Annotated in this window: 18 protein-coding genes; 1 reads left to right on the top strand and 17 read right to left on the bottom strand. The window is 44.6% G+C overall.

The annotated features are described in order from the left end of the window. Positions 1-51: 51 nt before the first annotated feature. Positions 52-1164 (bottom strand): lectin-like domain-containing protein, encoded by a 1113-nt coding sequence (locus LBCZ_RS16690; protein ID WP_225421666.1) that lies wholly within the window; start codon positions 1162-1164, stop codon positions 52-54. A gap of 516 nt (positions 1165-1680) precedes the next feature. Here LBCZ_RS16690 and LBCZ_RS03985 point away from each other — a divergent pair. After that, positions 1681-3324 (top strand): SpaA isopeptide-forming pilin-related protein, encoded by a 1644-nt coding sequence (locus tag LBCZ_RS03985; protein ID WP_025012482.1) that lies wholly within the window; start codon positions 1681-1683, stop codon positions 3322-3324. 404 nt (positions 3325-3728) lie between these two features. Here LBCZ_RS03985 and LBCZ_RS03975 read toward each other — a convergent pair whose 3' ends face one another. The 16 genes from LBCZ_RS03975 to LBCZ_RS03895 form a co-directional block, all read right to left on the bottom strand. Then, positions 3729-4361: a hypothetical protein gene (locus LBCZ_RS03975; protein WP_025013971.1), complete on the bottom strand. Its 633-nt coding sequence runs from the start codon at positions 4359-4361 to the stop codon at positions 3729-3731. Then, positions 4342-4842, bottom strand: a complete 501-nt coding sequence (locus LBCZ_RS03970; protein WP_025013970.1) for a Panacea domain-containing protein — start codon at positions 4840-4842, stop codon at positions 4342-4344. The genes LBCZ_RS03975 and LBCZ_RS03970 overlap by 20 nt, the downstream gene beginning before the upstream one ends. 78 nt (positions 4843-4920) lie before the next feature. After that, a complete protein-coding gene (locus LBCZ_RS03965; RefSeq protein WP_025013969.1) occupies positions 4921-5145 on the bottom strand; it encodes a hypothetical protein in 225 nt (74 codons plus the stop codon). Positions 5146-5188: 43 nt separating this feature from the next. After that, entirely contained in the window at positions 5189-6487 is a 1299-nt protein-coding gene (locus LBCZ_RS03960) for a LysM peptidoglycan-binding domain-containing protein (RefSeq protein WP_039638802.1), read from the bottom strand. Between the two features lie 10 nt (positions 6488-6497). Continuing rightward, positions 6498-6944 carry a phage holin gene (locus LBCZ_RS03955; RefSeq protein WP_025013967.1) on the bottom strand — a complete coding sequence of 149 codons (447 nt, stop codon included), beginning with the start codon at positions 6942-6944 and terminating at the stop codon, positions 6498-6500. Next, positions 6937-7146 (bottom strand): hypothetical protein, encoded by a 210-nt coding sequence (locus LBCZ_RS03950; protein WP_025013966.1) that lies wholly within the window; start codon positions 7144-7146, stop codon positions 6937-6939. The genes LBCZ_RS03955 and LBCZ_RS03950 overlap by 8 nt, the downstream gene beginning before the upstream one ends. Then, positions 7127-7513: a hypothetical protein gene (locus LBCZ_RS03945; RefSeq protein WP_025013965.1), complete on the bottom strand. Its 387-nt coding sequence runs from the start codon at positions 7511-7513 to the stop codon at positions 7127-7129. Before LBCZ_RS03945 ends, LBCZ_RS03950 begins: the two co-directional genes overlap by 20 nt. A gap of 154 nt (positions 7514-7667) precedes the next feature. After that, positions 7668-7958 carry a hypothetical protein gene (locus LBCZ_RS03935; protein ID WP_039638801.1) on the bottom strand — a complete coding sequence of 97 codons (291 nt, stop codon included), beginning with the start codon at positions 7956-7958 and terminating at the stop codon, positions 7668-7670. Between the two features lies 1 nt (position 7959). Continuing rightward, the gene (locus LBCZ_RS03930) at positions 7960-10395 is read right to left on the bottom strand and encodes a phage tail protein (protein WP_039638799.1); all 2436 of its coding nucleotides are present in this window, start codon (positions 10393-10395) and stop codon (positions 7960-7962) included. Beyond that, a complete protein-coding gene (locus LBCZ_RS03925) occupies positions 10396-12309 on the bottom strand; it encodes a distal tail protein Dit (protein WP_025013784.1) in 1914 nt (637 codons plus the stop codon). Further along, complete coding sequence (locus LBCZ_RS03920) at positions 12306-16274, bottom strand: phage tail tape measure protein (protein ID WP_039638797.1); 3969 nt, start codon at positions 16272-16274, stop codon at positions 12306-12308. The genes LBCZ_RS03925 and LBCZ_RS03920 overlap by 4 nt, the downstream gene beginning before the upstream one ends. Before the next feature lie 179 nt (positions 16275-16453). After that, positions 16454-16771 (bottom strand): phage tail assembly chaperone G, encoded by a 318-nt coding sequence (gene gpG, locus LBCZ_RS03915; protein WP_025013785.1) that lies wholly within the window; start codon positions 16769-16771, stop codon positions 16454-16456. A 75-nt stretch (positions 16772-16846) separates the two neighbouring features. After that, positions 16847-17098, bottom strand: a complete 252-nt coding sequence (locus LBCZ_RS14690; RefSeq protein WP_225421709.1) for an Ig-like domain-containing protein — start codon at positions 17096-17098, stop codon at positions 16847-16849. Positions 17099-17100: 2 nt separating this feature from the next. Then, positions 17101-17691, bottom strand: a complete 591-nt coding sequence (locus LBCZ_RS03905; protein WP_025013787.1) for a major tail protein — start codon at positions 17689-17691, stop codon at positions 17101-17103. A gap of 14 nt (positions 17692-17705) precedes the next feature. Beyond that, a complete protein-coding gene (locus tag LBCZ_RS03900) occupies positions 17706-18083 on the bottom strand; it encodes a hypothetical protein (protein WP_025013788.1) in 378 nt (125 codons plus the stop codon). Next, positions 18080-18430 (bottom strand): hypothetical protein, encoded by a 351-nt coding sequence (locus LBCZ_RS03895; protein ID WP_225423318.1) that lies wholly within the window; start codon positions 18428-18430, stop codon positions 18080-18082. The genes LBCZ_RS03900 and LBCZ_RS03895 overlap by 4 nt, the downstream gene beginning before the upstream one ends. Positions 18431-18471 lie beyond the last annotated feature (41 nt).

Raw genomic sequence — 18471 nt, 5'->3', positions numbered from 1 at the left:
TTGATAGGTCACGGTATACGGGACAGTGGCTGAAAACGTTCCGGCATCCTTTTAATCTGGCGTATTCACCGTATATTTACCTGTGTACTGATACCAGTCGTCGCCTTTGTGAATCCACTCCGGCCGCCGCTTAGCCGCATCCCACTGATTCCCCGGATCACCGGGAATCGTCAGTGGGTCTTGGATCGCATTGCCTGCCGTGTCTACAAAGTTAACAGTAACCGGCTGCGCATTTTGCGGCATCTTAAGCAACGCTACTGCTTGGAAAGTCGGGTGCGTGCCGCTGGAACCGGTATAACCAAAAAGCACCTTGTCTGACTTGAAGTAATCCAATACGTTGTTAATTCTAAAAATGCCGCCTTCTTTAGGATTACCATCCATGTAATACTGAAGATCACCACCTAGAATCCGTACACCGTCTTTATACGTGACAGACGGTGTCCACTTAACCGTAAACGGACGAAACTTACCATTTGAAAGTTTCGTCGCATCCGTTAAGGGAACATATTGAAGATGCCCAACGTCTCTAGATGTTTTGGTGGTCAATGGAGTCTCACCCGGTCGAACTACCCCTAAATGGCCGGTCATTTTGGTATTGGGATAATCATAATCATACATATCATCAAATTGAGCCGTATCGCCGCTCCAGTAACTATGCATTTCAATAGACAGTGCATTTTGAATATAGTGGCTGATCAACTCCTGCTTCGGCGGACCGCTTCTAGACCATGGATACGCGCCTAAGCCCCCGCCCCGCGCACCATAAGCGGCAATACCTTCAGGATCATTTTGCAAAGTAAACGTCATCCCGTCTGCATCATAACCAGGCCGCGAACCAAAGTAATGAGCAGTCTCGTAGGTAAAGGCGCTGTTAAGATCAATCCGCTGTTTACTCCACATACCACCAATTTGCCAATTTTGATAATTCGCTGACCCAGTCACAATCAATGCTTGCGGATAAGTTGTACTAAAAGACGAACGGTTCTGGTTGTATTCCGGCTTTGCCGTGCTCTTGAAAAAGTAATCCGGTGCCTTTAATGCAGAATCTGGAATACCCGAATCAGGTGGAATATCATCATCCGCCGCTACGGCCTTTTGAATCGGAAACAATAACATAAAAAGCATCGCAACGAAAATCCCAGCAACCGTCAGTACACGTTTCACCCACATCACCCCCAACTTTTCAGCAATTCTTAAAAGCGTTTCCTTTTATCGAATCTTACCGTACGATAACTATAACAAGGCTGTTAAACATGAGCAACATAATATTATGTATATTTCATGACTTATAAGTTAATATAATACCCGTTTTTATATTTTGGTTTCCTAAATAAACTATTAAGGCCATAAGCTTTTATGAGAACACCATGTTTTTAATTCTTATGTAAATATTACAAGCTCAAGATTGCCTTTTTATTGTTTTTGATTCGTTATGTTCATTTTTTGAGTTTTAGACAAATAGTAACAGTCACTGCACTCGCCTAAATTTTAGTTATTCATAATTACTGGCTGTCAGTTAAGTTTCTTGTGAGTAGTTAATTGCTAAATAAATAAATTTATAAGGATGATCCGTTTGACGCCCTTATCTGGAGGTTAGCGATACATTGTGCGAAATCAATCAAGCAAGCAGATGTCATCATGTTATAATTTATTTAATAGAAATTGACTGGAGGTATTCCCGTGCAAAGTCAAAGTCGTGAAGGCAACCGCGTTTCACGTCGGTTCTTTGTTATCTTGTTTGTTTTTTCGTTGTTGGTTTCGGCTTTGGCATTCACGTCAAGCAAAGCTGCAACCACGAGTGCTGACAAAAGTATTCCGATGATTGGATTGAATAGCAACGATGCGACGATTACCGATATGAATGGCCATGATGTCACCAATGAGCTTAAACTTTCCAAAGACTTCATCTACACCCTTAATTACCATTGGCGCGTGCCCGACCAAACTGTCATTGCGGCTGGCGATATGGCAAAAGTTAACTTACCGGCCACGGTCGTCATTCAAACCGATCTTAGTTTTCCAGTGAAAGATCCCAAAACAGGCGCCGTTATCGGCAAATTTTCCGCTAAAGCAGGCAGCCAAACAGCGCTTTTAACGTTCACCGACTTCTTTAGTCATTCCACTGTAGAGAGAACAGGTACTTTAACCTTTACTGCCCAAGGTACGTATGATGACCATGAGCATCATCAAGTCGGCTGGTATATTGCTAAATCAGGCTGGGCCGTCATGCCACCCACTAATGCTTCAGCAGCTGAAAAAGCTCAGTATGTCGATAGCCTTGGCCGACCTAAAATTCTCCAGTGGGAAATCACCGTCAATCCCCAAATGGTCCAAGTTAACCAACTAGTTCTCAGTGACACCCTTGGCAGTGGTCAAAGTTTTGAAACCACACAAAAAATCCAAGTTGAAACTGGCAGCTATTCCCAAGGAGCGTTCCACCAAAGCGGCACCATAAATCCGAATTATCAAATCACCGGCAACCAAATTAAAATTGAACTAGGTAATATCGATCAAACCATTAAGATTGATTTATGGACAAATCCAAACCCAACCAGTTTTGCCCAAACGACAACGTGGACAAACCAAGTATCTGCTGAAGGCCAGAATCAAGGCCGCGGTTTGCCAACAAACGCAAAAGGCAAAATCGTGTGGACAGATAATGGCAGCGGTAACGGTAAAGTTGGCCAAGTCACACTAACCAAACGTGATCAAGACCAACCCAAAAAGGTGTTAACGGGTGCGGTTTTTGCTCTTTACCGCGCCAACCATACCTTGGTTCGCGCAAACCTAACAACCGATGCCCAAGGTCAGCTAACCATTCGTCAATTATTGGCCGGTAGCTATTACTTTGTTGAGACAAAAGCTCCTAATGGCTACGAATGCAATCCAACACTGTTACCCTTTACAATTAATACCCAACACCCGCAAGTCACCATTCAAGCAAACGATCGAGCGTCCGTGACCCCGCCACCAGTTAAACCCTCGACTTCATCCATGCCTTCTGCGTCTGCAAGCAAGCCTTCTGAATCAGGTTCAAGGCTCCCATCCACCTCATCAAAACCTTCCACATCGGTAAGTGATCCCTCTACCTCAACACCTAAGCGCCCGTCAACATCGTCAGAGCCTTCAATATCCATAAGTGATTCTTCTAATTCCAGTACCAAACTGCTATCCAAATCTAGCAACCAGCCCGGAGGCACGAATCATTCTCAAAATCAACGTCATCTGCTGGACACTGGAGAACGCCTGGAAATCGCGGCCGCCATGTTAGGTAGCTTTCTAACATTAATTGGCGTTGCCCTATTCGTTAAAGTCCGCAAGTAGATTGAACTAATGAGTAAATTGCCATGATGACATAATGAGGCTCTTATCATGGCTTTTTGTGCGTCTCCCAACCATGGGCATATATGAGGATGGTTTAGATGAGTTGCCAATCAATGCATCACAGCTCAATAAATACCGCCGAATCATGAAACGATTTTGGTCTCATTTTGGTCTCGTTTTTTTAAAGCAAACAAAATCAGAGCAAAAAAAGAAACCCGAAATGCTATCGAATCAGCATTTCGGGTTCTTTTGGAAAGTATGTAGAGACAATAAAACGGAGAGTAAGGGCGAAAACAAACGTATATATAATAGTAGGAAACCACATTTTGTGCATATTTTGTGCACAAAAATAAGCCTCCCGCCATTTATGGTAGGAGGTTATTTGTGTGTGACATGACATAAGCTCATTCTGAAAGTTTTTCAATACCTTCCAGCTCAGCACGTATCTCATCAGGGAACTTAGAAGCGTTATCAATATTGGCTTCATACTTATCACCGTAACCGTTTTTTGAATGGGATCTTTGCCACGGGAACACCAGATGATACGGGTCAAGGAACCAAATTACAAATTTTCCGCTTCTATTGTCTACGTCTTCATACTTTCCGAATATACGAAAGCTTCCTCTTTCATTGGAGTCACCTTTCATAATACAGCATTCCCACAGAGAATCAGTGCCATCAATTCTAATCGGCCTATCGACAGTTGTGTTTATTATTTCTCGCGCGCGATTAACGTTTGACACATCTTCATCAATCATTCTCGGCTGTTCAAGATGTCCTCCTTGATCTGTTATTAATATTTCCAACACTTCTCGCATTTCGTTTGGCAACTTAGAATTCGGAAAAAGATTAGTAAACCGAAGATCATCGTTTTTTGTCAATTCTAACGAACACTTTTTAAAAATCGCAGTCGGATACACGCTTTCTGCCGAAAAAAATCGTTTGTTGAATTCTCCTATTTCTTTTCCCTTAACATCGGCCTTAGATTCGGACAAATATTTGTTTTTGTGTTTTCTGTCAATCGATGACTTGAGCATACTCTTGCCTGATTTCGTCTGGGTTCATTTGCGCATGAGGTTTCCCGTGAGCTCTCCTAAACGCTTTCGACCAAGACTCATCTTCATGTGATCGATTAACTAATCCAAAGTCATTGACTTTATTTATTTGGCTCAACAAGTCATTAATAAATGAGACGACTTCAATTTCCTCACTATTTTTAGGGTGATACTCTTTCCATTTATCTTTGGAATAACATCCACTTTTTTGCTTAGCATATACCGTATCGTCAACCGGACCGTACCTCCAAGCCTCAAATTCAGGTTTAAACAAACTTGTCGGATAATTTGTTTGGTCGAGATCAGTTTCCTCGGATTTGTCAACATTCCCATAGGTGCCACTGTAATAAGCCCACAAAAAATACAAACTCTTTTGCACCTTCAATAAAGTAGGATTGTCAAGCCTTTTGTATATGTGAAGAACTAATTCATCTTTATCTGAGAACACAAAATCTTCAGCCATAATATTATCACCTCACCAATATCTTAGTGTAAGCAACAACTGATGTCACGTAAAAGAACAGCTTTCCAACAAAAATTATTAGTATTCTTCTCCGTCCCAGCCACGTAGACCAGGAGGACCGCAAACGGCTGATTTATGCTCCAAGGCCATTGTCACAGACTGAACGGAGGCAACAGCATCTATAAGTTCATCAGTTGAATGCTTGTCTGAAGCGGAATCCAGCAACTCTGAAACTGCTTTCATTAAGTCGCGTCTCACATAACTTTGCTCAATAACTCGTGCTTGATCAATTTTTTTAGACATATGCACTCACCTTATTTAATTTTTCTGTTTCAACGGTAACCCATTACTTGATATACAGGCTTTCGCCCGGATAGATCAAGCTATAGATTGATTTGCCATTGTTAGCGGCTAACGTGTACATGCTGATTCCATACTTGCTGGCAATACTCCAGAAGCTATCACCATAGCGGACTGTGTAGTACGTGTGACTTGATACGGCCACTGAGTAGCCACCAGATACACGCAATACATCGCCTGGGTGAATCACACTGTAGATTGACTTGCCGTTGTTAGAGGCCAAAGTATACATGTTCATGCCATATTTGTAAGCAATCGACCACCAACTATCACCAGATTGCACAGTGTAGGTCGAGCCAGAGCTTACTGACGGCACGCTGGTCGTTGTCAGCAATTCAACATTGCTTCGGCTAATCCAACTCATGATGCCACCAAGCAATACGTTTGATCCAGATACTTGCTGAACAGTGTACGTCTTGCCCTGAACCCAGCTAGGCATTGCAACACCGTTAGCCCAACGGGTTGTGCCGAAGTTGACCTTAACACTATCACCTACTTTGATCTGGCTAAGTGTGGTGTTGTTGGCTTGCTGACCCGCGTTGGTTGCCGGTGTATCGGTTGACGGCTTGACGTAAGTCTTACCGCTGTCAGTTGTCGTGCTACCGTTGTAGCCTGAATCAGTGATGCCGGTTAGATCAACGTTGCCATCAAGACCACCAGCGCGATAGGTTGACGTGAACTGGAAGATGCCTACGTTGTCAAAGCTCGGGAAGTAGCCATAGTTCGGAACGGTGGTGACATTGTAGTCAGGATATTCCGCAAGCCATAACTGATAGTGGCTGGCAATCTGTGACAAGTCAATGTGACTCATCAAGAAGCTCTTATATCCGTACAGCATTGGTGTGTAGCCAGCATCACGAATATAGTCGAGTGCCCACAGCAAGGTTGACGTGTTGGTCGAACCGGCTTCGTAGTCAAGCGCAACAATCGACCCTTTTGGTGTTTGAATCTCTGGCAAGAAATGATCTAGCACTTGCTTGGCCAAGTCATTGCTGTCGATATTCTGCCACCAAATATAGGTGTGTGCCCGCTTGCCAGCGGCAATCAAAGAAGCAACCTGTGTCTTATAAGTCGGTTGCTCATACACCCCATAACCACTATATCCGCCAATTTGAGAGATGCCAAACTTGTCAGTGGAATAGCCAAATACACCATTAGCGCCTTGCCAGACTGACCAGTCGACACCTTGATCTCCCTTGGCCGCATTGACCTGCGATGGCAGGGCAAAAGAAATAGCCGCCAAGAATGCGACTACCAAAGTGATGAGTTTAGTTTTTAGTTTCATGGTGCCCTCCTTATTGCTGCGGAGCAACAGATGATGGTGCCAGTTGAGCCTTAACTGCATCTGCGGCTGCTTGAGCTGCGGCCGCTACCTTATCTTGATTAGATGCTTCCTGATCGACCGTCTTTTGCGGATAGGTTTCTGCTAGGCTATCCTTCAAATCCGCATAAGCTTTCTCAACCGCGTTGGCAATCGTCTGCTCGTCTGTGCTGGTGAAGCCAAGCGACTTCAAACCATCTTTAACCGCTTGAATGGCAGTCGATTTCTTAACCGCACCGTCAATCGCCTGTGTCACACCGAGCTGTTCTGCTGCTGTTACCGCTGCGTTTGCCAATGGGCCTAATACCTTTACCAAAGTCAGCGCTTGCTTGTTAGCCAGCAACTGTTTTGAGATCCAGGCCCCAATGATTGGGACTGCTGCTACTGCAAGTGATACTACAAGATCTGTCCAATTATTCATGATTGTTTTCCTTTCTGAGGCGCTCATTCTCACGTCTCAATCGATCATTATCTGCGCGTAATCTGTCGTTCATGTCCTCAAGCTCATCATGCCTGTTCTTCCGTTTACCCTCGCGGTAGGTCAGATAAGCAATAAGCGTTGGAACGATGGTTGCAATGTATGGAGTAGAATCGACAATGATTTTAGTTATCGTTGCTGTCACGGCTATCACTCCTTCGTGCCAGAATCAGCACGAAGGCTGTTATGATCGCATTGCTGATCCAACTTGTGTAGATTCCGGTTGAGATTGAGGTCATGAATTGCAATATTGTCAAGAACGACATTAAAAAGCTGGTAGTCGTAAGCAACAGACGATTGGTCACCGCTAACTGTGTTTCCCATAACACCCAACCCCCAATCCCGAGCCCATCAATGACAAACAAAAACCCCACAATGTCATCGTTTAACAAGTCAGCGTAATGTGGGGGCCAGATGAAATAATGGTCATTGATGATTAGAAACAAGCCAATGGCAACCATGCCAATGGCGAGTGCTGTGTGTGTCGGGTGATCTCTGATTTTATTTAGCATTTTCATCACTTCCTTCCATAAAAATAGCCGCTAGCTTTTGCCACCGACATAGTCCTTGCCTGTAATTTGTTTGTATTGGTCCTCCGTTATTTGCCGCCCCACGTACTGCTCTATCGGGCATCCCCAAGAATGGAGCATACTGCAAAACTCAAAGTCACTCATTCTTTCCACCATCCTCCAGCTGTGTCACGCGGGCATACAGTGCGGCAATCATCTGCTGCTCAGGTGACGGTCCGGGGAGTGGATGATCATTCGCCGGATCGTAACCCTCATCGGCAACAATTTTGCCGTCTACAAGAGATGCGTGACCCTCAAAAAAATGAGACACGTCATCTGCTTCTATGATTTGTTGACCGTCCTCTGTTGGCCCTACTTTGGCATCTTCCGCTTGATAGGCCCAGTTTGTCAGTCTGTTTTGTTTATTCAGCCAAATCTTAATTTTCATCTTATATCACCACCGCATCATCAATCGGATAATCGTCTCGAGTGACAAAGCTTACGCTTCCAGAATAGGAGCCTTGCCCACGCCATGGAATGATGTAAAATCCCCCTGCCGAAGCATACAATTGACAGGCCGCCCCTGTATATGACATGCTCCCAAGTAGCCTTGCTGCATCGTCATTGTTAAATGGTTTGTACCCCGATCGAATGTCGGCAATTCTGACCCATCCATTGCCAGTTTTCATTTCAAAAGCAATCCCAATGGTAACGTTAGGGCCTTGCCTCGAATATCCAAGTCTCATGTTTTTAACATCATTGGTTTCAAGTCCGCTGTCAATGTGTTGATAGTAGACAGCATCCGAAGCGTTGAAAGCCGATGTCAGCTTAACGTTCGTTCCATGCGGGGCATACGTGGAAGACAACACCATGCTGCCGCCCTGAGCGCTGAACGAACTGAATACTTGACCATCATATATATATTGCGAAATGAAGCCCAATTGGTTAGTCTCATTGTGATACGCTGCCTTGTCGTTACCGTCCATCTTGGCATCTGTAACAATGGTTCCATCGCCAATGACGGTTTTCCCACTGACTGTATTGGCAAATCCGGCAGGCTTGACACCCTTAAAAGACGAGATAAAAGTAGAACCGTTAAAAGTTACCCCATTGAAAGTCATACCATTAAAAGTTTCGGCATTTAACGCTGCCGCGGCAATTGGCTTTGTGTCCCACCCGTTTGTGGTATCAAAAATAGCAAAAGCGGAAACATTGCCGTCCTCATCAGTTAGCCAGTGCTGGTCGCCGGCCTTTGGCTTATCAGGATAACTCGGGCCAACCGTCACAACTGGAACATTGTCACTACCGTCTTTACCATCGCGCCCATCGGCGCCTTTAAATAATGCCCACAAGTAGCGTGTCGGGTCGGTACTGTCAGCTTGATTTTCGTCAACGTACTGCCCGAAGTAAGATCTGCCGCTAGCGTCTGTTACTGAAAAATCAGTTTTACCATCGATGCTATTAGCATACGCAGTATGAAGATAGCTGCTGGTACCGTCGGCACCTTTAGGCCCCGGTTTACCGTTAGCACCATCCGCTCCCTTAATCAGTGCCCACTTGCCAGCATAATCGGCCGGATTGTCACTCGGGACTGACGACTTGTTCGACCAAACGATTGCCATATACTTCTTACCAGTTGGGAAGGCACTCATATTTGTTCCTTGATCATCATCGGCATAACGAAGCCAAGGATAATATTGAATTGTCTTGGGCATGTTGGCCATCTGGTTGGCAAGCTCACTGAGCCGTTCGTCAAAGCTGACAGTCTCGTGCGCAAACTCACCAAGAGTCAACTGGACTGAATGGTTAGCACGGCTCCGCTGAATGCTCAACACCTTGGCAGACAAGAATAGTTGCTGGTTTTCATCGGCGATGTGGACGGTTTGATTGAGCGGCACATATGGTGAATTAACCAAATCAATATCGTACGTTTCGTTCGGATGATTGTATTTCTTCAAATCTGCCAGGGCTGCCTGCAAAAGTGCCGCCTGCGATTTTGAATCAAACGTTTTAACCCGATTCCAGTCAGACTGTGTTGGGTTAGGGTTGCTGTTGCTTAACAAACGTGAATATTTCTGCACAGCAATGGTATCGTGCAAGAACCCGTACTGATCAAGCACAAACTGTCCCGTTGGATCAGTCCAGTTGTAGCCGATCAAGTTGATTGGGTCCTTATTAGTTGATCCATCCGTGCTTTCTGGCACCGCTCCATAAGCCTTGATCGATGTTTCCATGTCATAGGTATCGAGGTGCGTGACGATATTGTTGATATCCTTATTCATTTCAAAGGAAATCAAGCTGTCACCGGCCGTTTCATGTCGAATGTTAATGACATGCTTAACCAAATTCGTTCCAACAAACTCAAATCCAAAGCTAAGCACTGCATCAAAATCTTTTGCCACGGCAATAATACGAGCCAGTGAAGTTGCTTCATCAGTCCACTCAAGTGTTCGAACATTGTCAGGAAATTCATTAACGCCAATCTCCCAGCCAGAATCATTTGTAAACATGAGGATGTATTCAGCAATCGTATATGGTTTGTCGGCCTTGAAGGCGCCAACGGTTTCGTTAATTAAATCATTACCAGCATCGCTGGCAACAATTGAGTGAATGTGGCCTAGTGAATCATGGTCAACCGATTCAATCACCATTTGGTGGCCGTTGCCTTCTTCGTCTTGATACATGATGAAGTTGGTTGCTTTGGCCATCTCATTGACTGCTTGTTCCTGATCAGTCGTGAAGTGAATATCAAGAGACAAACCGACCGCAGGACGATTGTCAACACTTTGTGTTTCTATATCGTTGTCAATTCGCCATTCGCCTTTGCCATCAGTCGACCCAACACCCAAAATGTTTGATTTTCGATCTGCAAAGTAATACTCCATTTATAGCCAGACCTCCCTTATCTCGACTTCACATGCAAATGGTTGTGCCCAGCTCGAGGGCGTGATAGCAATCTCAGTATCACCGGGTGGCAGTTCAAATTGCTCCCATTGATTACCGATCGTGTGCATGGTTGGGTCAAGAGAGCCATTCAAGTATGTCTTGGCATTCGCCACATCAATCTTGAGAACATCACCATCGCTAAAGCGATTCTTGATATTCGTATACCAGCTAACGTTTTGCCATTTGACGGTGGACGCAATCAGATACATGGTCGATTCGCCCCACGTCTTGTCACGCATGAACCACGTTGAGAATTGCTTGGTCTCAACATCGGCAGCGTCCGCAAAGGTAAACTGGCGGGTAATAGTCGTCTCTCGTCCTTGATTGCCAACCCATGGTGACACTCGGAAAACAACTGAATTACCAAATTTCTGTAATTCCAACTGAATGAACTTGTCGTTAGTGAAAATGCTACGATCAAGCTGTTCATTGACGACTAGTTGATTTTTGTAGTAGCACATCCACCATATTTGGTCAGACAGTGCACTATTGTCTTTCAGTATCATCTGAAAGATTGGCTTGCCGTCACTTTCTAAGGTTGTTTCGAGCGCACCTACCTGTGCTACCCCAGTTTGGAAGCGTGTCATAACGTCCCATGTGAGATTGCTCTTGAAGTTACCGTTATGCGTCTGGACGAGATTGTGCTTGATTGAAGGGCCGTTCCAATACTTGTGGTCGCCAGTAATACTGGACCAATTAGGCTCAACCTTCCAGCCATCGTAGCTGTCCTGCGTCCAAATCGCATTGCCAATCTGTTCATTAGGCATACTAGGATCACCACCCCAATAGGGATTGTTTGTGGCGGCTTGATTATCCATATGTGATCCTTGCACGGCTGCTAAATCAAGTGCTACTTCGCTTTCTTCGGTGGTGAAACCATCAATTTCTTGCGTGCCAAATTGGAGAATACCCGGGCGATCATTGACAATCCCAACCATGCCGTTATCAGCGTGCATAGTTGCCGTAATAACTGGCTCAACAGGATAAGTGCCACCATTGTGCACCGTAATGGTGTTGGTATAATATTCAGGATCAGCTGGGTTAGGCGACCATGGAGAAGCAGTGGTGCCGTTATTTACTTTAGCCTCACTCCATGTGTACGAGCCCATGTCTGTTCCGTTTGTCCACGCAAGTTGGACTGCTATGCTGTCATAGTCATCTGAGGTGGGTGCCGTAAATGTGATTGAGCTGCGTCCGGCAGTTTTGAGGACATTTGTTAAAATCAGATTTACTCTCTTACTCTCTGACATTGTCCATACTTGAAAAAGCATAGTATGGTCCATCTGCTTTATGTCGACGCTGCCCGTGTACTGCATGCCTTTGTTTGGATTAAAGGTGCCAATGGTGCTAATTAAATAGTCGATGCCCGTGGCTGTCTGAGGTTGGTTACTAGTTCCCGTCAACAAATTCACTGGCACGTCCTTGTATGGCATATTGTCAAACGTCTTCGTGGCTACCGAGTGCGCAATGCCATCGGGGACCATGAATACCAAATCAACTTTAGCAATATAATCAAATGTTCCATCATATTCCTGTGTTCCTTCAAATATTGCATCAAAGTAGCGATCTGGATAATTCGATAGTTTCAGTTGCTTTGTCGCGTTTCCGCTTAACAATGAAATAAGATGATCTCGCGTTTCAGCAACTGTTAAGTCTGAATTTTCAGAAAGTATTGTGCCTTCAATCGTAATTGGCGTTTTAGCATTGCGCGAATAAGTCAGTTGTTCCCCGTCAGATAGGCCGACCTGGTCGTATTTGTTGTCCTTATATAAAAATGGCATTGTAATATTTGACACGATAAAATAAGGAGACAAATCCACATCTCCGAATGTTACCGTAATAACTTTTTTCAACTTGTGATGCCCCTTCCTCGTGCTTGTCTTTTGTCACTAATCTTTTGTATCTGATCAAGATATGGATACATTATTTTCGCTACAGATTGTCCATTTATGGTAAAGTCAGTTTCTCTTGTCAGCAAAGTGGCTAACAACGCTTTTATTGATCCAAGCAATGTTTCTATATTGCTGTTGTCAGAGTTATTAGTGACTGTGACTGAAGATGCTTGTCCAAGCGATTGGGTCACTTGGTTTGCTAGGCTAAGTGCTGTTGCGTTTGCTGGAATGTCTTTACCATTGGCGTACTGAGGCAATTTTGGAAACATTCTAGCCGTCATTCCGGCAGGGACAATTTGAGCATGCTTTTCGATTGGTTTAATCACATTACGACCAAATGGAATCTCAATTCCACCATTAGGATGGAAAATAGCTTCACGGAACGTTGGACCTTTTTGATCGTTAACCATTGCAAGGCCGCCGGCAAAATTAGAATCACCTTTAGCTCGTGTTGCTACATTTGCTGAACCGCCACCAGCTCGTCCCTGCGTGATATGTTCTTCAACATAAATAGTTTTCAAAACAGATGTTTTGGTTTGTTCAACAAATGAATCAACAGCTCGCTTAGCTTGTGCAGCGGGTTGCGTAGATTCGTCAATGGCTTTCAAAATTGCTTTTCTAACTTTCGCAGACATATCATTCCATAAGCCCAAGTCTTGCAATGTTTGTTTCAGTGCAGCCCCTGTCTTAGCTTGCGCAATCAATTGCTGCTGTGCTGGGGTCAAACTATCCCATTTGCCTACGTTTGCAAGAGCTTCAATTGTTGCACTATTTGTCTTGTTAGTTGCCCATATCTGAGCTTCCTTCCAGTCAGAAACATTCCACTGATTGTTAGCAATCATGGCGCTTGCAACTTGCTCTTTAGCATTTGAAGACAAGTGCAGATCATTCTCAATCCACTTCAAATCGTCCCACTGCTTGTTAGCAGCTAGGGCTTTTGCAACCATGTCTTGAGCGTTTGTTGTCATTTTGCCTTCTTGTAGCAAAAGCTGAATAGCATTCCAAGTCTTGCCACTTTTTACAGCCTTCTGAACTTCTTCGACGGCGTTAGTTTTGACTTTACCGTCCTTGTCTGTCAGCTTCAGGTTGTTCCAGCTTTCGGCAGCCTTTTTGACAGAGCCAGATAGGCCATCTAATGAGACGCTGACGGCTTTTTTTGTTTCATCTGCGGCGGCCTTAGTTCTGCTGTTATACGTATCCCAAGCTTCAGCTGCTTGCGTAGCAGTAAAGCCATATTCTTGTGTCAGCTCAGAAATGATTTCAGAATGTGACTTGCCTTGCGCTTTAGCAACTCTGATATAGTCTCCGCCGAGCTTATCCATCGTTGCAATGTGTTCTTGCTCAAGAGCTTCAATGGCCACGTTTTTTTCAGTTTCAGAAAGCTGCGCATTTCCGTTGATTGCTTTAAGCCTTTGCTCATAGCTCGACATCTCTTGGTACGAAGCATCACCAATGGACTTTGCCATTGATGACAATTGCTTTACGGACATCTTGCTGGTTTCGCCTAGCTCAGCAGCAAGCACTTGACGTTGCTGTTTTGCCGTTAATCCAAGTGTCTTAATCTGAGCTTCGGCCATTTCATCCTGAATGTTGCCAATCTTAACGCGTTGTTCTGCATTAAGAGCAACGTTGTTGTCAGCGGAATTTTTCAAAATGTCATGTGCTTCTTTAGCATATGACTTCATCTTCGCAATCTCTTTGTTACGAGCGGTTTCTTCTTTGCCGGCCTCTTCTTCAAGAGCAGCAGCAGCTTCACCACCAATAGCCTTGGCAACATCATCAGCAGCCTTTTTCTGAGCCTTGCTTGCCTTTTGAGCAGATGTAATCATACCGCTAAATGCTGAGTTAATAGTCTTTGCATTGCTAGATACAGAGCCGGATGCCCCAGACATGGCAACATCAACTTTGCTTTGATATTGCGACATTTCAGTTGCCGCAGTATCGGCCGTTTTTCCGATGTCAGATCCCCATCGCGAAGCACGGTTGGAAGACTCAACCATCTGTTTTCCGAAGCCTTCCCAAGCAACGACACCAATCGTTGCCGCACCGGCTACAGCTATCATTCCAAGTCCTAACGGAGTCAATGCGCTTCCTAAAACGCCTGTTTCACCAGCGGCAACAGTCATTCTTCCGGCTAAATTTCCAATTAAGCCACCTGTATTGGTTGCGGCACCGCCAGCTTTCGTCAAGGTTCCTACAACATTACCCGTTGCATCTGTTAACTGACCCATAACCGTCTTGGCTGCTTGCGACTTAGCACCCAATCCGGCTATTTTTGCAATAAGGCCAACTGATGAGGTACCTAATTTTCCAAGTCCTGTAGTTAATCTTCCACCAATGCTAAGCACCGGGCCCATGGCAGCAGCCAACAACCCCCACTTAACAATGTTTTGCTGGACTTGTGGATTTAGTTTACCAAACCAATTAACAGCATCAGTCAAATCCTTGATAATGGGCTGCACACTAGGTAGAACTTTTTGTGCAAGCGTCATCCCCAAGTTTTCAACATTTTGTTGCAGAACTTTTAACTGATTTTGAGCAGACTTAAGGTTCTTTTCCGATAAGCTGCCCACATAGTTCTTTTTCTCAGCCTTATCAACCTGGCTATTCAATTCAGCTAACTGTTTGCTGTTTTGTGCGAGAATAATACCGGCTTGCTGACCAGTGGTACCAAAAAGACTGTTAAATACAGCTGCTTTTTTAGTCGCGCTCATGTCCTTGGTGTGCTGATTGAGTACGTCCATGACAGTGCTCAAGCTCTTGAGCTGACCGTTGGACCCGACGATTTCTTCTTTCTTGATGCCAAGACTTGCCAAGACGTCATTCTTAGTGCCAATATTTTTGACGGCAGTGTTCAAGCTGACAATCACTTTACGCAGCCCAGTGCCAGCTTTGTCAGCTTCCACGCCATTGTTAGACAGAACACCTAAAGCAGATGCCGTTTCTGACAAGGTGAAATGAGCTTGGTGAGCAGTAGCACCAACATATGACATACCAACACCCAAGTCCTGGAAGTTAGTAGCTGTCAAATCGGCCGCATAAGCAAGCTCATTGACGGCTGTCTTAGTGTTTCTAGTCATTTTTGCAGTATTGCTTGATTTCATACCAAATGATTCCAATGTGGATGATGCCACAGAAACAACATCATTGAAATCATCGCCTGATGCCAAAGCACCTTGAAGTTCTGTTTTCATGGCAGCGATAGCTTGCTTCGATGTATAACCACGCCGCACAAGCTCTTCATAGCCATCAGCAATCTTGCTTACTGATACACCATAATGGTTGGAATATTGAATGGCGTCCGACTGCATTTTATTGACGCCAGAAATAGCCTCTTTTGCCGACTCACCACCAGTAGTTAAAAGGTTTTTGATTACCAAAAGTTTATTTTGGAATCCAATAGCCTTGGCTGTGGCTGCTGCAAAAGCTGTAGCTATAGGAACGGTTATGCCGGTAGTCATGCTGTCGCCAAGTGACTTCATGCGATTGCCAATAGCTATCTGGGCCGTACCAAGCTTGTTAATCGCACCGGTGACGCCGGTTGTTTTAACACTCATTTCCGCTTCTGCTTGCGCGGTACTGATGTACTGTTTAGCCAGTGATGCAAGTTTTGCTTGTTCGGCTTCAAAATTAGCTGCAAGTCTAGCGGAACTTTTTGTCATTTCGCCTTTTGAAGTCAGTGATCCGTCGTACGCCTTCTTAGATTCAGCTAAAACCTTTGACTGTGCAGCAATCATCTTGGTCAAGCCTTGTTCTTTGGCACTTAAGCCGTCTACTTTACTTCCAAAAGCGTCATAAAAAGAGGCCTGAGCTTTCATCTCAGACCCGAAATATTTCAACTGTGACTTGGCGTTCTTCAGACCGTTACCGAACTTGGTATCATCAAGCCCAAGCTCGATCATCATTTGACCTAATGGTTCTGCCAATTTGTTTCCTCCTTCCTACATTGATTTGATAAAGTCGGTAAGCGATACTGCCTTTTCTTTTTCTGGTTCACTTTGCAGCAGCACCTCTTGTAGCGTCTCCCAATCAGTTCTCATAATGTCATTGATCGTGAACCCCGGAACGTTTGTAACGACCGAACGAATCATTTTGTAGATTTGATTTAATGCTTCTTTTCTGCTGATTCGCTCGCTTCCACTTTTTTTGGGTCAATCCCGAAAAGCTGCTGATTGAAGGTGTTAAATACTTTGTTGAAATCCCAAGCGGCAACACCGTCTAAAATTCGTTGCTTAGTTACGCTTTTGTCTTCAAAACAAGAAGCCATAAATTCTGCGTTTTTTTCCATCCAATCTGATTCATCTAGATCAGGAAAGTTCTCGGGAGTTAGTTTTAGGCCTTCGATCAGTTTTAAGGCAGGCACGAATGTTTCTTGAAAGTGCTCAACCTTGCCATCTTTATTACGTAAATCAAGTTTTAGCATGATAAATCTCCTTATATTAAATGCCGCCCTGAATTCAATTCAGCATTGTTTATTTCTGAGGCGACAATTGTCTTTTTAAGCGGCAGTGACTGTTACTGCCGTGCTTGCGGTTTTACTGCCATCGTGTGTTGTTGCGGTAATGGTAGCAGAGCCTTCAGAAACGCCAGTTACTACGCCACTACTGTTGACAGTAGCGACCGATATTTTACTGGATTCATAGCTAACAGCCTTGTCAGTCGCATCTTCCGGGCTAACTGTAGCCGTTAATGCCGTGGTTGCTCCCACTTTTACGCTCGCTGTTGCCGGTGTCAGATATACCCCAGACACCGTTACAGTTTTGGGGTTGCCTTTAAAACCTGCGCTTTCACCGTGCTAATAGCTTTTGTATCAGACCCGACATATTTAGCAACGTACTCGCCTTTTTGATCACCATTATCAGGTGAACCGGCCGCAGTAAACGTATAGCTATCGCCTTCTGGTGCCTTCTTGTCAGCTGGATCTTGTGTATTCAAGGTTTCTTTGTCCTTGGCAAACTTGCCGCGGAAGAAGCCTAAGTATGCGCTGTCCCCAGCCAAGCTTTCTGCTTCCAAAAGAACGCCGCAGTATGGTGGGTTAGTGTCATTACCCACATAGGTAATGCCTGCTTCGGTAGTCTTTTGACCGAGAATTTTCGCTTCTGCGTCAAATGGCAAGTCAATCAGGGTGAAGTCTACCGAAACCTCACCAACGCCTTCTTGTGAAATCCAATATTCAATATCTGATGCAGCTGTCTTCAGTGGATTACTAGACAACCCAGAGATTTCAGCTGTAATGGTACCACCTTTGTTGGTATCCCCTTGAACAACGATTGGTTCTCCATTTGGGGCACCTTTAGCGTCAAACGGTTGAATGGTCATGCGTGGAAAATGTACTAAAGTCATGTGATGACTCCTTTCTAATAGTTAGCGTCATAAAGCTGTGTGACAGTTCGATATCGCCGTGCATCGACATACCGTTTTGTGTCACTAAAAAACTCGTCAAGACCCTCGGATAATTGCGAGAAGCCTAACGAGTACATGTGTTTTTTGATTGCTTGTTGTATCTGCTTACACAGCATGTGATCACCGGATTGCACATCAATCTGGTAAGTTAGCTGTTGTGCTAATTCTTTATCACTGGCACCAAAAGCAGCTGTTGGAGGAGATAACGGTTTGATGAGAACAAACGTTTCCTTAGAAGCCGCCTCTGGATAGTCGTAATACTTAATCGGGTACTGAGATACTAGCGGATCACCACGTATCTCTGTATAAATCGTGTTCAGCATGTCTTTCATAGCAGTTTCCTCAATTCAGCCGCTTCTAGCTCTTTCAGCTTCGGCTGCATTTCATCATAGGATGATCGAATTTTCCCTATGCCTCTTGGAGCATACGTGCGCCCATTTCGGGTGTACCCAAATTCGTTGAGATGAACTAAGCGCCACCGTTGTTTTGAACCATCACCAGACCACCCAATCTTGATATTGCGAACCCCACCACGAAGCCGTGGTTTGCCCGCAGTAATTTCATTGACCGTTGCACCAGTGTCTCGATAGCTTGCTGCAGCTTGTTTAAGTTCAACAACGGCATATCGTCCAGCGATGGTTAATGCGTTGTTGATATATTTAGCAACCGTAAATTGCAAGAACAAGTTAGCCAGTCGTTGAGGACAATCCCAGAACAGGC

Origin of the sequence: Lacticaseibacillus casei DSM 20011 = JCM 1134 = ATCC 393, from assembly GCF_000829055.1 — a bacterium.
GTDB lineage: Bacteria > Bacillota > Bacilli > Lactobacillales > Lactobacillaceae > Lacticaseibacillus > Lacticaseibacillus casei.
The sequence above is the reverse complement of the archived record's forward strand: the minus strand, read 5'-3'. Positions and strand labels throughout refer to the sequence as shown.

Bases quoted from the DNA above. Each gene is read 5' to 3' on its own strand.
- LBCZ_RS03975 (WP_025013971.1), bottom strand. From the start codon at position 4,361: ATGCTCAAGTCATCGATTGACAGAAAACACAAAAACAAATATTTGTCC.
- LBCZ_RS03970 (WP_025013970.1), bottom strand. From the start codon at position 4,842: ATGGCTGAAGATTTTGTGTTCTCAGATAAAGATGAATTAGTTCTTCAC.
- LBCZ_RS03965 (WP_025013969.1), bottom strand. From the start codon at position 5,145: ATGTCTAAAAAAATTGATCAAGCACGAGTTATTGAGCAAAGTTATGTG.
- LBCZ_RS03960 (WP_039638802.1), bottom strand. From the start codon at position 6,487: ATGAAACTAAAAACTAAACTCATCACTTTGGTAGTCGCATTCTTGGCG.
- LBCZ_RS03955 (WP_025013967.1), bottom strand. From the start codon at position 6,944: ATGAATAATTGGACAGATCTTGTAGTATCACTTGCAGTAGCAGCAGTC.
- LBCZ_RS03945 (WP_025013965.1), bottom strand. From the start codon at position 7,513: ATGCTAAATAAAATCAGAGATCACCCGACACACACAGCACTCGCCATT.
- LBCZ_RS03935 (WP_039638801.1), bottom strand. From the start codon at position 7,958: ATGAAAATTAAGATTTGGCTGAATAAACAAAACAGACTGACAAACTGG.
- LBCZ_RS03930 (WP_039638799.1), bottom strand. From the start codon at position 10,395: ATGGAGTATTACTTTGCAGATCGAAAATCAAACATTTTGGGTGTTGGG.
- gpG (WP_025013785.1), bottom strand. From the start codon at position 16,771: ATGCTAAAACTTGATTTACGTAATAAAGATGGCAAGGTTGAGCACTTT.
- LBCZ_RS03905 (WP_025013787.1), bottom strand. From the start codon at position 17,691: ATGACTTTAGTACATTTTCCACGCATGACCATTCAACCGTTTGACGCT.
- LBCZ_RS03900 (WP_025013788.1), bottom strand. From the start codon at position 18,083: ATGAAAGACATGCTGAACACGATTTATACAGAGATACGTGGTGATCCG.